This is a genomic window from Dorea sp. AF36-15AT (assembly GCF_003477705.1).
Classification (GTDB): Bacteria; Bacillota; Clostridia; order Lachnospirales; family Lachnospiraceae; genus Claveliimonas; species Claveliimonas ammoniilytica.
In genome coordinates this window covers 1-15083 of sequence record NZ_QUDV01000013.1, presented here as the reverse complement: position 1 = coordinate 15083, position 15083 = coordinate 1, and the positions used below count along the sequence as shown (strand labels likewise).

Here is a 15083-nt window from a genome sequence, read left to right as displayed (position 1 = left end):
CAGGAACTCATCTGATAGAATAAGAATAATAAGATAAGAAAAGGGCGTGAATCGTAATTTGATTCACGCCCTTTGAAATTCTTGAATTAAGCTTGATCAGGATTAAGCCTGTGCTTTATCCGCTTTCTTTTTAAATAGTTCTTTTCCTGATGTGACTACGATATTAACACCAAGGATGATGAGCAGGATTGCAAGGATCAGCTGAAGTCCTTCCACCATGAATACTGCAGTTCCTGCGCTGAATGCTTTGACCAGTGCGATAGAACGCTGTACCAGTGCGGTAAATGTTACACACAGCATGATGATGAGCGGCGGGAACAGTGTGCGGTTCTCACGACCTGTAACTTTTAGGAATACACACAGTGTGATCAGAACCAGTGCGCTTAACAGCTGGTTGGCACTGCCGAACAGTGGCCAGATATTGGCATATCCAACCTTTGTAAGGATGAATCCACAAGCCAGTGTAATGATGGTTGAGAAGTATTTGTTGCAGAGAACTTTGCGCCATCCTGCTGCATGTTCCATATCATCAACACTGAAGAGTTCCTGGAAGGACATACGTCCGATACGTGCTACAGAGTCCAGACTTGTAAGTGCCAGTGCGGATACGCACATGGTCATAAAGCACTGTGCTGCGAATGCGTGGATACCAAACATTTTCAGGAATCCTGCAACTCCGGCAGAGAAGATCTGGAATGGTGTGCCTACGGCAGCAGTTCCATCAGCGGAAGCGGCAGCACCTGCAACGCAGAGAGCTACAACAGCCAGCAGACTTTCCAGTACCATGGCACCATAGCCAACCTTTAACATATCTTTTTCATTTGCGATGATCTTAGAAGATGTACCGGAAGATACCAGGCTGTGGAATCCGGATACAGCTCCGCAGGCAACTGTTACGAACAGGATCGGGAACAGATTGCCGAGGGCTTCATTACTGAAGCCTGTGTATGCAGGGAGGTTCATAGATGGATGTGCTACAACGAGACCGAGCACAGCACCGATGATCATACCTGCGAACATGAATGTGGTCATGTAATCTCTTGGTTCCATCAGAAGCCACATTGGAAGTACGGCTGCCAGGAAGATATAAGCAAATGTGATGTATGACCAGGTATCTTTGGTAGCAATGATAGGAAGGTTCATACCGATCAGCAGAGCGGCTGCTGTGAATACCAGTCCTACGACTACCTGTTTCCAGCCCTTGAAATTGAATTTCTTCTGGATCAGACCAAATACTACTGCAAATGCGATGAAGAGCAGTGAGATACATCCTGCTGCACCATTTGCATTAGCACTGTCAGCGAGGGATACGACACCATCGGTTTCTACATATGCGTTAAATGTACCAGCAACCATGTCTGCAAATGCTGCGATAACGATCAGTGTGAACAGCCAACAGAAACCGAGGAACAGACGACGTCCGGTCTTGCCGATATATTTCTCAATCAGAAGTCCCATGGACTTACCTTCATTTTTAACACTTGCGTACAGTGCACCGAAATCGGTAACTGCGCCGAAGAAGATGCCGCCTAACAAGATCCAGAGAAGTACTGGAAGCCATCCGAATGCTGCTGCCTGAATGGCACCGGTGACGGGACCGGCTCCGGCGATAGAAGAAAACTGATGTGCAAATACGGTCCATCCGTTGGTCGGTACATAATCTTCGCCATCATTATGTCTGACGGCCGGTGTCTCTGCGGTAGGATCAATACCCCACTTTTTTGCAAGCCAGCGACCGTAAAGTGCATATCCGGCCAGGAGGCATACTGCTGCGATCAATACGATTACTAATGTGTTCATACTCTAATACACTCCTTTACTTGATACTTAATACTATAAGATAATATTTCAACATCAAATCCGATCGATATGAGTGGATATATGGAAAATAAAAAAAGCCTGCGTCCTTTATGGATTATCCATAAGAAGACGGAGACTTAAACCTTCGCGATACCACTTCTCTTGCCGGAATAACCGGCCTCTCTGTCTCATCCTTTGAATGAGCATCCCTGTAACGGTGGATCTCCGACCTGAATTACTTGCAACGTGTAATTTGTGTTGACTCAGGCTGCTTGCAGGTGATAGCTTCTTGTTCCTGTGATGTCTTCTTACACCGACCGAAGACTCTCTGTAAACACAAGTGAACGAAAAGTGTTGTCCTGTTCGTCGCATTTGATTGTTGATAACAGTCATTATAGTCCTGCGTTTTAAGATGTCAAGAGAAGAAAAAATTGTTTTTATAAAAATACATCTTTGGAGGTTCTGTTCAGAACATCCCTTACATGTTGCATGCGTGCGTCCAGAGAAGCACTGATGTTGGCACATTCCAGCATTTCTTCTTCCAGATAATGTGCCTGATCTTCCGGGATATCTTTTTTGTAGCGGAGCTTGTGCTCCAGACTTGCCCAAAAATCCATGGCTATGGTACGGAGTTGTACTTCGACAGTTATCATGCGCTTTCCTTCCTGTAGGAAGATGGGAATGCTGATGATCAGATGCAGGCTTCGGTAGCCGCCCGGCTTTGGATTCTTGATATAGTCTTTCTTCTTAATTAATGTAATATCGTCCTGGCTGAGCAGACAGTCTGCCAGCATATAGATGTCATCCGGGAAAGAACAGATCACGCGGACACCGGCAATGTCGTGGATATTCTCCTCAATAGAGGCTACTGTCAGTGGGATGTCTTTGCGACGGATCTTGCGCATCAGACTTTCCATAGATTTGGTACGGCTTTTGATATCCTCGATTGGATTGCGGTCGTACTCCAGTGAATACTGTTCGTTCAGCACGCGGAATTTGGTCTCTACTTCCATAATGGCACACTTATAATAAGACATCATTTCGTCAAATGGACGTTTGTTCTTCTGTACAAAATTAATAAATTCATCGGACAGCAGACTGTTCCGAAGAATGGAATCTCTTCTTTTTTCGATAATAGTTTCAAAACCTTTCATTATAAAAAGCCCCTTTCTATGCCTATTATAGCGGGTTTGGGAGGGTGAGGCAATAGACAGATGGCGGAGTGTGGGGGGATAAAGAGAGGAGTTACAGAAGGTTGACAATATCACGGTCAACCGTTAAAATAGTAGTAAAACTTGGAGGGATATCTATGCTAATAAAAGAAATAATGGATCAGAAAAAACTTACCAAGAGAGAATTGTCTATTCTTAGTGGCGTTCCTTATAGTACAATCAGCGATATTGTCAGTAGCAAGGCAGATATTACAAAAAGCAGTGCAGATACAGTGTACCGATTAGCGGAGGCTCTTGGGGTTACAATGGAAGAACTCCTTGCAGAACATTTGGAAAAAAGATGTGATTTTGAATTATTTAAAAGTAATGTATGCCATAAACTAAAAGAATGTGGCGATGTAGAATATATGATTGAGATACTCGAAGGCGATGAGATAGGCATTTACTATCGTCGTAAATGGTATCCGGAAGCATTTTATCTGTTAGGTCTGCTGGATTATTTGAGCAGAGTGAATGCGATTCCGGTCTGTACAGATTATAATGCGATGCGAATGCAAAAATTAGATAAAGTGATTTATCCGCAGAGTGTACGGATGATGGCGGCGATAAAGAACAGCAAAGAGCCGCTGCGTCAGGCAAGAAAAGAAGCGATACCGGAATTTTTGAATTATAATATAGTGGAGGGCGAAGTGAGAAATGTTGTCTAACCCATCAAAAGATATTGGGAAAAAAGAGTTAGATATATATTTGCGTGAATTGGGAAAAGAATATCGGAAGCTAGCAGGGAAAAAGAGTCCGGCAGAAATCGTGCTGATTGGTGGAGGAGCTATATTAGCGAATTATAATTTTCGTACATCAACTACAGATGTAGATGCTATTATTCATGCAGCATCTGCGATGAAAGAAGCAATTAATCGTGTGGGAGATAAATATTATCTGGCGAATAGATGGTTGAATGAAGATTTTGTCAGAACAGTTTCTTACAGTCCAAAGATAGAAGAGTTTTCGCAGTTTTACAGACAGTATTCTAATGTGCTTCAAGTTAGAACGATTAAAGCAGAATATATTATTGCTATGAAACTGAGAGCGGGAAGAAAGTATAAGAATGATTTCTCAGACATTATTGGCGTACTTATGGAGCATGAAGAGAAAAATGAGCATATATCATATGGAGATATTGACCGTGCGGTAATTAATTTATATGGCTCCTGGAATGCAATAACAGAAGAAGCTAAAACTTTTTTGAAGGATGTATTAAGTTGCAAAGATCTGGCAGAAAGATATGCAGAACTGAGAGGATCTGAAGGGGAGATGGGGTTACTTCTTCAGGGATTCGAGGTGGATTATAGTGGAGTGTTAAATCAGTCCAATGTAAATGATATTCTTGATATACTGAGACAGCGGAAAGCTGAACAAAAGATAGCGGAAAAGGGAGAAACTTATGAATCTGATGAATAAGATTCCACGGGAATTTTATAAATTATTTGCAAGTAAATATATGGATTACTATCAGCAGTTTCTGACAGCAATCTACGAAGAATCTGGTAGGTCATTTTCACTGCTCGGACTGACGGAGGGCGAGTGCCGTGCTGTGATGAACGAGCGGATCGCGGAGACGACGCTGGACTGGAGCGAGGAGCAGTTTGACGAGGAGGGAGAATTGCTGACACGCTCGAATATGGCATCAATCTGTCTGAAGCATCTCGAAGATTGGGGATGGCTGAAACGGGATTACGATGAAGCACTGAACAGTTACGTGGTGTCATTTCCGGAATACAGCCAGCAGTTCGTGGAGCTTTTTCAGAGATTGTACAGTGATAATCGTGATAAGGAACGGGAGAGTGTGTTGGCAGTGTACAGTTATCTTCATACGTACAGCACAGACCGTGAGAAAAATAATGAGATATTGAAAAGTGCATTATCCGCATCCAGGGGATTGTTACAGATGCTTGCTAATATGCAGGAGAGTATGCGCGGCTATTTTGATGAATTGTCCAGACAGAGAAGTTTTCTCGGAATTCAGGAAGTACTGGTGAAGGAGATCAATAACAGTGATAGTAAGAAGTATGCCATTCTGACGACGACAGACAGCTTTTACCGTTATAAGGAAGCGGTGAAGGAGCTGATTGATCAGAACCTGGTGGAAAATGAAGACCGCTATCAGGAGATATTACTCCGCAAGGCAGAATACGAGGGGCAGAAGAGGGCAGATATGGATCAGGCAGAAGAAGTGCTGTATGAACTTTCGCCACAGTACCGGAGGCTGGAACGTGCGCTGGAACTGAGCAAAGAAGCAAATGATCTGTTGTATCGTATTGAACGGGAGTTTGATGCGATTGAGCGGAGATACAATATGCTGATCGAGCAGAAGACGGTATTTGCAGGACGAGCAGCAGCGAGAATCCGCTATATCCTGATGGAAGGAGCTGTGGAAGAAGACCGTACGGTGACACTTGTGAATCTGCTGAACCAGAGCGGAAAGCAGGAAGAGATGCTTATGAAACTGGCGGATCGTATGGGACTTACCGAACGGTATAAAGTGATGACCGATCGCAGTCTTTACCGCAGACGTGAGAATGAGCGGGATGTATTTGCGCCGCAGGCAGTGGTGGCAGCTGAAACAGAAGAAATGTTGGATTCCTTTGTGCTGAAACCGTTGTATACCAGTCAGGAAATCGCCGAATTTCGGAGAAAGAATCAGGAGGATGGCAGATTTACGGTTACAGAGGAGACGATACAGTCGGTAGAAGACCTGGAAAAATTATTTTTTGTCTGGCAGGAGGCTACCGAAGTGGCAGATACCGATAAGGAGATTACGGTAGGAAAAGAACTGGAAAGTAAAGACGGATATCGGTTCTCAGAACTTACTGTCAGGGAAAAGTAAAAAACGGATAGGAGATTATAAAATGATTGCATATATGGAAGGATTATCTCTCACGGAAGCGGATAATCTAAAGAAAACAATATCAAAATTATTCCGGCAGACTTGCATTGTGCAGATGCGGTATGATCCTGTAACGTTGGTGCCAAGGGATAATCCGGATTATGAGATCTGTGTCCGGCATAAGGGATTTATCGAAGATTATCTGTCCGTGCTTGGATGTGAACTGGTGCATGATCCGCAGGAACACATTTTTAGGTTGAAGGGGGAAGGTGTAGAGGCAGAGAAGATCAGCCTGACGACCACGATTATTATACTGCTTGCAAGGATCATTTATCGTGACAAGATTCTTGGAGAAGGACTGGAAGCAACGGTGACGAACCTGGAAGAGATCCGTACCTATGGAAAGAATACGAATCTGCTGAACCGGAAGCTGACGGTGGCAGAATGGCGGGAAGCACTGTACCTGATGAGTAAGCATCAGATGATCGAGCTCCCGGGAGCGGTAAGAGATGTGGAGGATCAGACACCGATCTATCTGTACAGCACGATTAATCTCTACGTGACTGCTTCGGATATGAATGCATTGATCGAGGAATACAAGGAGGAAGCGGCAAATGAAACAATCGAAGAAGATATTTACCCGGATGGTGATCAATAACTGGGGCGGTATCAGTCATAAAGTGATGGAATTTCATGAGTACGTAAATCTGTTCAGCGGGAAAAGCGGTTCAGGTAAATCTACCGTTATGGATGCTGTGCAGGTTGTATTATATGGAAGTATTGCTGCGACATTTTTGAATAAAGCGGCGGATGACGCGAAGAACAGACGAAGCGTGCTGAGCTACCTCCGGGGTGCGCAGAAGGATGGCACGGCAAACCGTGAGAATATGGACTTCTGTTCCCAGCTTGTGCTGGAGATTCTGGATACGGGAAGTAATGTAACGACCTGTATCGGAGCAGCGTTTGAAGTAGGAAAGAATGATACCGATGTGCGTAGATACCATTTTTTCAGCCATTCCGGCAAGATTCCGGAAGATAATTACCTGACAGAGGATGGAACACCGTATACGATCGGACAGATCAGAAAGCTTGTGGATGAGCGTAAGAATTCGGATGATAACAGAGGGCGTGGGGATGTGAACCGTGTATACCCATCCAGAGAAGCATATCTGAATACACTGTATGATGTGATCTTTGGATATATCGATCCGGGGCGGTTTATGACGATGGAAAAGAGTGCCATTGCGCTACGGATGACCAATGGTACAGGTCAGTTTATCAAGGATTATATGTTCCCGCGGAGTAAGGAAGATACGGTGTCTACGATCAGTGAACAGCTGGGAGCGTATCGTGAGATCAAGGAGAGGGTAGAAGATCTGGAGCACAGAATTGAGATCCTGTCGGAGATTCGCGCACATAATCTGGAACTTCTGCAGGTGAAGACAGATAAGATTCGCACGGAACAGATTCTGCGTATCTTAGATATCGAGAACTGCCGTGTGCGTCTGGAAGCGAAGAAGCTTGATCTAGAGGGCATCTGTAAACGGATTGAGGCACTGGAGGAGAAGCAGGAAGGACTGGAGCAGCAGAAAAAGATTAAGACGGATGCACTGGTGGAAGTGCGTGCGGAACTTCATGCAAGTGATTACGGTGTGAAGAAGAAAGAACTGGAAGATCTGGAGACGACAATCCAGCTGCTCGCAGGTAATTCCAGACAGTGGCGGGAAATCCGTGCGGGACTTTCTCAGTGGGCAGAAGATGAAGATATCAGCGGTTATATCAGCAATCCAACCCTGCAATGTCTGGAAGATGTGTTGGGCGGAGAAGTGACTTCTTCTAATATGGAGAAGTTGAAAAAAGGCATTCAGGCGGCAATGGAACTGATCGAGGAAGAACTGGCTGATCTGAATGAACGGATCCGAGAGACTGCCAAAGAACTGAAAGAGAAACAGGAGATGGTGGAGGATCTAAAAAATGACCGTAAGCCGTATCGTAAGGAGTTAAAGAGTGCCAGAGCTCAGCTTCAGAGTGAACTGAGCAGCCAGTACGGGCGAACGATCCATGTGGAGATATTTGGCGATCTTTTTGATATAACGGATGAAAAATGGAAGAATGCTATCGAAGGAAGACTTGGAAGGATTAAGCACAGTCTGGTAACGGAGCCGCAGTATGCGCTGGATGCGGCGAGAATCTTCCGCAGGATGAAGCGTAGGGAATATGAAGAGATTGATCTGATCAATACGGCAGCGATTAAGCGCGATGAGCCGAAAGCAGAAGAGGGAACACTCTATGAAGCAGTGCGCAGCGAAGAGGCGTATGTGGATCTGTGTCTGCGCAGATATCTTGGACGCATTTATAAATGTGAGACGGTAGAAGAACTGCATCAGGTGCGTGATGGCGTGACACCGGACTGTTATTCTTATAGTAATTACATATTCAGACATCTCCGGGAAATGGATTATACCCGTTATGCATGTATCGGTACCCGAGTATCCAAGGCGAAGTTAAAAGAGCTGGAAGATGAAGTATTTGATATGCAGAAAGAGCAGATTGAAGATATTCAGATGCGGGATACCCTGAATCAGGCACAGCGATTTGAACGACTCAGCCAGAGTCCGGAGCAGATATTAAGTCTTGCCGGGGCAGCAGATGAGCTGGAGCGTTATCTGGCGAAAAAGGATCAGCTTCAGCAGGAATTAAAAGAACTGGAAGACGGAACCAGAACTGCTGAACTGAATGTCAGACGAGAGACGCTGGAACGTGAAGTGGAAGATCTGGAACGAAAGATCAAGTCTGTGAATGAAGAACGGATCGGACGTGCCGGAGATAAGCGGATCGCTGAGAGTGAGCAGAAGAGTTATGAAGAACGTCTGAGTCTGCTGCAGGAAGGATTTGTGCCAAATCAGGAGCTTCTGGCGCAGGTGAAAGAGGTTCTCATGAACCGCACCGAGCAGGCGTACCGACGGGAAAATACAGAATTACTTGCGAAGCTGTCTGCACAGGAAGAATCAGCCGGCGACCAACGGACTTCTGCAAGAATCCGGTTTAATAATGAATATCCGGCGTATGGATTTACCAGTCTGGAGCATGACAATGATGTGTATGACAAGGTGTTGGATCAGCTTCAGCAGGATTATGAGCCGAAGTTTAAGGCAGAATTCGAGAAGCAGTATCTGCTGGTATATCATTCCTTGCGGGAAAATGTGATTGCGACCATTCACGGGGAGATCAAGGCGGCATACCGTCATCGGAAAGAGATCAACCGGATGCTGTCCCGTATCCGTTTCTCGGACAGTACGTATCAGATCGATATTCTTCCGGCGGATAATGAGAACGGACAGTTCTATGAGATGCTGATGGCGGAAGAACTGGACAGCAAGGTGTTAGATAATGACGGCTTTGACGGACAGTTAAGCTTTGGGGAAGATACATTTTACCAGAAATACGAGAAGCAGATCGAGCGTCTGACGGAGAAATTCATGCCACCGAAGGATGAAGATGGTCAGAAAAGAAGCCTGCACAAGCAGGAGATGGAAAAATATGCCGATTATCGGAATTACCTTACCTTCAGTATGTATGAGCGTGTGGAAGATGAACATGGTAATGTGAAGAAGAATTCGGTAGATGAGATGGCGGGTCGTGATTCGGGCGGTGAGGGACAGAACCCGAAATACGTCGCACTGCTTGCGGGATTTGCAATGCTGTACATGCAGCAGAGCAGCAGAGATCCAAGGATCCGTCTGGTGCTTCTGGATGAGGCATTTTCCAAGATGGATAAGGAGCGAAGCGAAGTGTGCCTGCGCTATGCGAGAGAACTGGAACTGCAGTTAATCGTGTGCGTGCCGGATGAACGTCTGCAGTCACTGATCCGCAATGTGGACAGTGTGTATGGATTCCGCAGACATAGGAATCAGATATCCATGATGCATATCGATAAAGGGCAGTATCTGGAAATGATGGAAGGAAATGCAGGCAAGGAAGACGTGAAAGATGGAAGAAAGCAGACAGGAACTGATACAGCAGCTGATTAAGATCATAGACGGTGATGCATACCGAAAGGAAACCAAGAAAGGTATGTGTCACCCAGAAGTGACGAATCATATGATGAAGGACATCCTGAAACAAGGAATGGAGATTGAGCAGGAGCTGCTGATTTAATAATTTTTGAAATATTTTAAAAAATTTAAAAAAGTACTTGCATTTTAGAAAAGTTCTGCTATAATAATATTTGTCGCTGATGCGAAACACTATTGCGGATTGGTGTAATGGCAGCACAGCAGACTCTGACTCTGTTAGTAGAGGTTCGAGTCCTCTATCCGTAGCTACTAAGATCGGATACATCATATGTATCCGATTCTTGAATCGGAGTGTGGCTCAGCTTGGTAGAGCGCTACGTTCGGGACGTAGAGGTCGCGTGTTCGAATCACGTCACTCCGATTTTACCCCCATTTTATGGGGGTTTTTCATTTTTTAGGTGTTGAAAAAGTTGGTTGGCTTTGGTTGGGATTATCCAGTGTGTGCCAGATTCTTAAATTTGGCATTTCGCTCTTGGATAATCTTTTTCTTTTCGGCAAGGTTTGAAGTGTCATAGGTATAATACTTCTCGTTGACCTCGGTAGTATGTCCTAACATACTTGCGACCACTGATTTTGGTGTGCCTTTAGCTTGTAAGTCGGAACTGGTTGTTTTCCGTAGCTTAGTGATACCACCACCGTTTAATTTGTTTTCCCGGCATAACCGTGTCATGCAGTCAGTTATGTTTCTTGCATGGGTATAACTTCCATTGCCATCCGTGAAAATCCATTCACATAAAATTCCATGTTCTTCTTGTACTCGCTTGATGCGTGCCAATAAGTGATTAATCTGTCCGTCAACCGGATAGGCTCTTGATTTCTTGGTTTTAGTCTTACCAACAGAAAATTCATTTTTTAACCGATTGTGTTTTGCAGATTTATTGATACTGATGCAGATATCATTGATATCAGACCATTTCAAGGTTGATAGCTCACTAACCCTCATACCCGTGTACATTGCTAATTCTATGGCATAAGGCGGCATATATAAAGGGTTCTCCCTATAATATCCATGCAAGGCTTTTAAGATAATAGCAAGTTCAGTATCGGTATAGTATTTATCGCAGTCAGATACTTCAATTTCTCCACAATGTTTTGTAAAGTCCTTAGGCTCAAGAAATTCCACTGGATTATCTGTGATAATTTTTTCAATTCTTGCGTATCTAATCACGTTTTTTATATAGCTGAAAAACTTACGTGTGGTTTCTTTGCACAATTCAAGTCGCTTGATGGTTTCCAACATAAAAACTTTTATTGTGTTCTCATTAATCTGATTAATAGGCATCTCAGCAAAGTCTGTACCAACAAAGAAACGTTTGCAGTCAGTATTAAACTTATAGATTGAGTTATCGTCTAATTCTAAATCCTTAATACTTCGCCACATGTAATAGACTTCTAGGAAAGTAGGGCAAGTCTTTTCCTGCTTTTTTCGGGATTCCTCAATGACATAATACTCTATGATTTTACTATTCAATTTTTCCTCGTTGACACTCTCAATCTGCTTTCCCTTTGGCGGTTCAACCCCCTCTTTTGGTAAATAGCTGTACCACTTACCATTTTTTCCTTGCCAGTAGTTATACATTTTTTTGTGTAAATCAAGAACTTGTTTTTTATTCATATCAACCTGTTCTTGTATATCCGTTAGCGAAAGTATACCAGTTTTTAATTCTTGATACAATATCTTTATTGAATCTGCTCTCGACATAATGGCTTTCTCATATTGCAGGATTTCAAGGGCGTTCAGTTTAGCCAGTACAATCACGCCCCTTTTTAATTTTCAGATATGTAACACTGCTGTCTTTAAGGGGTGAGCCGTTTGTAATGATAGATTTTGTATCATACACCTGTCTGGTATATTCTTTCTGAAAGACGACATTCTCTTGTGTTAAATCCTGTAGAATATCATCTGTAAGCATTAACTTTTGTTCAATTGGCATTTTAAGGTTTTGAGATTTGAAAAATGCCTTTTTTTTGTGTTCCTTTAACTCTAGGTCTTTACCAAAATATTTGCTTAAATAACGTCCTCTGTTCTCCATGCTGTCTACATCAATGCGGTTTATTTTGATAAATCCATACGTCCATAAATCTTGTAGTTTTTCCTTTGCCACAAACGGAAAATCAAAGAAAATAACATGGTAGTGGATTGCTCCACGTTTCTGTTTCTCCCACGTTGCAATATATTTCAATGTCTGGACTTTGGTTTGATACAGATAGTAATTTAATCGTTGTATAAAATACTTAAATTCCTTGTTGGTTATAGTGATGTCTTGAATATTCTCTCGGAATGTCAGCGTTAAAAATTTGGTCTTGTTATCAAAATTGCAGTCAACAATACGGGCAATCTCCCAACGGGTTTGCTCATAGTGTTTTTGCTTGCGCTTTAAACTGTCATATTGCTTATGAGCCGACATTTCATCAAATACTTTACGTTTATGTGCTTGTGTATTACTTGTTTTTGAATCTGAATTTGAATGGCTGTAAATTGGAGTTTCATAGAAATACACTTCTTTCGTAGTAGGAGTTTCAATGATTTTCGTATTGTATACAAAACATTGTTTTGCTTTGCCCACGAAATTCACCTCGTATCCTATTTTGTATGTGCTTGTTTCTACTCCGATTTTTCGGAAGATGTTGTTTTATATATCAAGTAAAGATAGAACGATATCTGTTTCCTTAAATGGTGCAGATAGTCAGCACCTTATGACGTTGTCCGGCACTGACTATCTGCCCCCTTTAGGGAACTATTTTGTTCCGGCTTTTCTGATATTGGCAGCTTCTGCTTTGACGGATAAGCGTCCATTATAAAGACTCGCCCATGTATGTAGTCCCTCAAATGAAACGGTCACTTGTCCTCTTTGCTCCAATTCTTCATTAGACACAAGCTGATTGGCATTTTTAACGCCAACTTTGATTTTCTCAAATTTCAGCTTTGGAAAAAGAACAGTGTAGTAGAAGCCTAGTTTCTCTTTGGTGTTGTAGTCAATCCATTCAGATACTTCGACTAATTGAAATTGTTCCTCCAGTTTGTCCGGGTTTAAAATGAAATCAGTTCCTCTAATCAATAAATATGACCTCCTTAAAATATTTGATTATCTGATATTCAGATATTTATTATAATACAGCACAGAATAAGCGATGTCAAGAGAAATATCTTAATATCCGATAAAAAGATTGACAGAGTGAAAACATTGAAATATAATGAGCATAAACAAGGAGGATTGCGATGAATAAAATAAAAGAATTGAGAAAAGAAAATAACATCACAGTTGCGGAATTGGCAAAAGAGTTGGGAATTTCACAAAGTATGCTGACTAACTATGAAAATGGGAATGGAACTCCAAGGGATGATTCTATATGGGATAGGTTATCACAACTGTTTGGCGTAAGCAAAAGTCATGTTATGGGATTGACTACAGATATTAATGTGGTTCACAGAAAGAAAAAATTTAAAGCGGTTGTGGATATGTCAGAACCCATATCAATACAAGTGGAAAATCAAACAGACATTGATATCTTGACTAAGTTGGACCTACTGGATGATGAAGATACAAACAAGGTATTAGACTTTATTAACAATCTTCTTACTATAAAGAAATATGAGGGAATTGAAGATAGTCCAATCGAATATGTGACGAAATAGCAGAAGTAATCTAAGGCGTCCACTTGCCCAGCCGACCCGCCGCCCTGTTAGGAACCGTCGCTCTGGGCATCCTTCGGAACGTTGGTTTTTGAAAGAACACGAACAAGAAAGAACTAGATGTGGAAAGTATACAGAGAATAGCAGACAGCACGATTGCGAAAGTGTTGTCTGTTATTCTTTTTCTTAGTCATATTCAAAAACAACGGTTTTAAAGGGTTTCTCTCCATAACGAATCAGCCATGCAGAATAATAGAGATTGATTTCAAGGGTAGTAGGAGTGCCGTTAATCTTGTTGTGTTCTGTTTCGATTTTACGAATAGTCTCATCAATTCCCCAATATTTGTAAACAATAACAGTTAGCTCCGTGTCTCGTGTGCCTTGATTACTGAGTGACATGCTGTTACGGACATGGTAATCGGGCAGACTGATGTAATAGCAGATTCCGGCAATTAGACAGAACAATAAAAATGTAGTTATGACTTTTATTTTCATGTGTATGCACCTCTCTTTCTTAAATCCCTAAGGGGATAACTATATAGTACCTCGCTGTATAGTGAATTACTACATAAAGATTTATTAAATATACTTTGTGTAGGGGTGATGCATATGAATTATGGACATTTAGAGTTAAGGATAGAAGAACTGTTGAAAGAACGGGATATCAGTAAGAATACCATTTGCAAAGAGTTGGATATTCCGAGGTCAAATTTTAACAGATATTGCAGAAATGAATTTCAAAGGCTGGATGCAAATTTGATTTGTAAGTTATGTGATTATTTTGATTGTGAAGTTGGCGAATTGATTTGTTATGTAAAAGAATAACGAGCTGTTGCTGTTATTGGCATGGAATGGATAAAAGGGTATGCGGAGGTGTGAAAGTCTCTCATACCTTTTTACTTGTGTATTTTATAAAATCGAATTATACTGTGAGTAGTGAAAGTTAAGCAAATAGAATTTGTAAATCTGGACAAATCCGATTTATTATATGAAAGGAAATTATATTATGAAAATTGATGTATGTTCAAAGAAAGAACAGGATTATATTATTGAAAGACTGGTGGAATATAATCTATCTCAGGTTGAGGCTAAACAGAAAGAAAATTTCATAGATTTAAGCAAGAAAATCGGTAAGGATGATAAGATTGTTGCTGGTATTGTAGCAAGGATGTATTGTTGGAATGTAGTTTATGTTGATACATTGTGGGTCGATTCTAGTTATAGAGGGAAAAAACTTGGTAGCTTACTTTTAGAAGAAGTTGAAAATGATGCTAAATCAAAAGGTGCTAAACTTATTCATCTTGATACATTTGATTTTCAAGCCAAAGAATTTTATGAGAAGCAAGGGTATATTGTATTTGGTATATTAGAAAATTGTCCAGAAAAGCATTATAGATATTATTTGAAAAAAGTCTTATAGTTCTTAAATCAAACTTTTGGTCAATATATAAAACTCGACAACTTCCAGTTGAACAAAATCGCTGCGCGATGGTCTGCCAAGGCTGTGGCGCAGCTTT

15 protein-coding genes, 2 tRNA genes and 1 other annotated feature are annotated in these 15083 nt (G+C 41.9%); of the genes, 11 read left to right on the top strand and 6 right to left on the bottom strand.

Going from position 1 to position 15083, the window contains the following annotated elements:
• Nucleotides 1–102: 102 nt before the first annotated feature.
• Together DWZ93_RS13875 and DWZ93_RS13870 are read right to left on the bottom strand one after the other, a co-directional pair.
• Nucleotides 103–1800 (bottom strand): carbon starvation CstA family protein, encoded by a 1698-nt coding sequence (locus DWZ93_RS13875; RefSeq protein ID WP_118453292.1) that lies wholly within the window; start codon nucleotides 1798–1800, stop codon nucleotides 103–105.
• A gap of 122 nt (nucleotides 1801–1922) precedes the next feature.
• Nucleotides 1923–2176 (bottom strand) — a binding site (T-box leader).
• 61 nt (nucleotides 2177–2237) lie between these two features.
• Nucleotides 2238–2954: a GTP pyrophosphokinase gene (locus DWZ93_RS13870; RefSeq protein ID WP_118453291.1), complete on the bottom strand. Its 717-nt coding sequence runs from the start codon at nucleotides 2952–2954 to the stop codon at nucleotides 2238–2240.
• 155 nt (nucleotides 2955–3109) lie between these two features.
• On the opposite strand from DWZ93_RS13870, the gene DWZ93_RS13865 reads away from it, so the two are divergent.
• The 8 genes from DWZ93_RS13865 (at nucleotide 3110) to DWZ93_RS13835 (ending at nucleotide 10293) form a co-directional block, all read left to right on the top strand.
• Nucleotides 3110–3679 carry a helix-turn-helix domain-containing protein gene (locus DWZ93_RS13865; RefSeq protein ID WP_118453290.1) on the top strand — a complete coding sequence of 190 codons (570 nt, stop codon included), beginning with the start codon at nucleotides 3110–3112 and terminating at the stop codon, nucleotides 3677–3679.
• Nucleotides 3669–4430, top strand: coding sequence for a DUF6036 family nucleotidyltransferase (locus DWZ93_RS13860; protein ID WP_199665977.1), 762 nt, complete (start codon nucleotides 3669–3671; stop codon nucleotides 4428–4430). Before DWZ93_RS13865 ends, DWZ93_RS13860 begins: the two co-directional genes overlap by 11 nt.
• Entirely contained in the window at nucleotides 4414–5856 is a 1443-nt protein-coding gene (locus DWZ93_RS13855) for a Wadjet anti-phage system protein JetA family protein (RefSeq protein ID WP_199665976.1), read from the top strand. Before DWZ93_RS13860 ends, DWZ93_RS13855 begins: the two co-directional genes overlap by 17 nt.
• 22 nt (nucleotides 5857–5878) lie before the next feature.
• Complete coding sequence (locus DWZ93_RS13850) at nucleotides 5879–6514, top strand: DUF4194 domain-containing protein (protein ID WP_118383577.1); 636 nt, start codon at nucleotides 5879–5881, stop codon at nucleotides 6512–6514.
• Nucleotides 6471–9887 (top strand): SbcC/MukB-like Walker B domain-containing protein, encoded by a 3417-nt coding sequence (locus DWZ93_RS13845; protein WP_118453289.1) that lies wholly within the window; start codon nucleotides 6471–6473, stop codon nucleotides 9885–9887. The genes DWZ93_RS13850 and DWZ93_RS13845 overlap by 44 nt, the downstream gene beginning before the upstream one ends.
• The gene (locus DWZ93_RS14775; RefSeq protein WP_158574328.1) at nucleotides 9847–10014 is read left to right on the top strand and encodes a hypothetical protein; all 168 of its coding nucleotides are present in this window, start codon (nucleotides 9847–9849) and stop codon (nucleotides 10012–10014) included. The genes DWZ93_RS13845 and DWZ93_RS14775 overlap by 41 nt, the downstream gene beginning before the upstream one ends.
• 93 nt (nucleotides 10015–10107) lie before the next feature.
• A tRNA-Gln gene (locus DWZ93_RS13840) sits at nucleotides 10108–10178 on the top strand.
• A gap of 41 nt (nucleotides 10179–10219) precedes the next feature.
• Nucleotides 10220–10293: transfer RNA gene (locus DWZ93_RS13835), tRNA-Pro, on the top strand.
• 69 nt (nucleotides 10294–10362) lie between these two features.
• Here the strand turns inward: DWZ93_RS13835 and DWZ93_RS13830 are convergent.
• The 3 genes from DWZ93_RS13830 to DWZ93_RS13820 all read right to left on the bottom strand — a co-directional run bounded on the left by DWZ93_RS13830 (nucleotide 10363) and on the right by DWZ93_RS13820 (nucleotide 12991).
• The gene (locus DWZ93_RS13830) at nucleotides 10363–11634 is read right to left on the bottom strand and encodes a tyrosine-type recombinase/integrase (protein WP_179974618.1); all 1272 of its coding nucleotides are present in this window, start codon (nucleotides 11632–11634) and stop codon (nucleotides 10363–10365) included.
• Nucleotides 11635–11674: 40 nt separating this feature from the next.
• Complete coding sequence (locus DWZ93_RS13825; protein WP_004614644.1) at nucleotides 11675–12499, bottom strand: rolling circle replication-associated protein; 825 nt, start codon at nucleotides 12497–12499, stop codon at nucleotides 11675–11677.
• A 171-nt stretch (nucleotides 12500–12670) separates the two neighbouring features.
• Nucleotides 12671–12991 (bottom strand): hypothetical protein, encoded by a 321-nt coding sequence (locus DWZ93_RS13820; RefSeq protein WP_004614643.1) that lies wholly within the window; start codon nucleotides 12989–12991, stop codon nucleotides 12671–12673.
• A 161-nt stretch (nucleotides 12992–13152) separates the two neighbouring features.
• Here DWZ93_RS13820 and DWZ93_RS13815 point away from each other — a divergent pair, with 161 nt between their 5' ends.
• The gene (locus DWZ93_RS13815; RefSeq protein WP_118453288.1) at nucleotides 13153–13569 is read left to right on the top strand and encodes a helix-turn-helix domain-containing protein; all 417 of its coding nucleotides are present in this window, start codon (nucleotides 13153–13155) and stop codon (nucleotides 13567–13569) included.
• Between the two features lie 183 nt (nucleotides 13570–13752).
• Here the strand turns inward: DWZ93_RS13815 and DWZ93_RS13810 are convergent, their stop codons facing one another.
• Complete coding sequence (locus tag DWZ93_RS13810) at nucleotides 13753–14061, bottom strand: hypothetical protein (protein ID WP_199665975.1); 309 nt, start codon at nucleotides 14059–14061, stop codon at nucleotides 13753–13755.
• Between the two features lie 114 nt (nucleotides 14062–14175).
• Here DWZ93_RS13810 and DWZ93_RS13805 point away from each other — a divergent pair, with 114 nt between their 5' ends.
• Nucleotides 14176–14391, top strand: a complete 216-nt coding sequence (locus tag DWZ93_RS13805; protein ID WP_004614640.1) for a helix-turn-helix domain-containing protein — start codon at nucleotides 14176–14178, stop codon at nucleotides 14389–14391.
• Between the two features lie 181 nt (nucleotides 14392–14572).
• The gene (locus DWZ93_RS13800; protein WP_330371137.1) at nucleotides 14573–14986 is read left to right on the top strand and encodes a GNAT family N-acetyltransferase; all 414 of its coding nucleotides are present in this window, start codon (nucleotides 14573–14575) and stop codon (nucleotides 14984–14986) included.
• The last annotated feature ends 97 nt before the right edge of the window (nucleotides 14987–15083 follow it).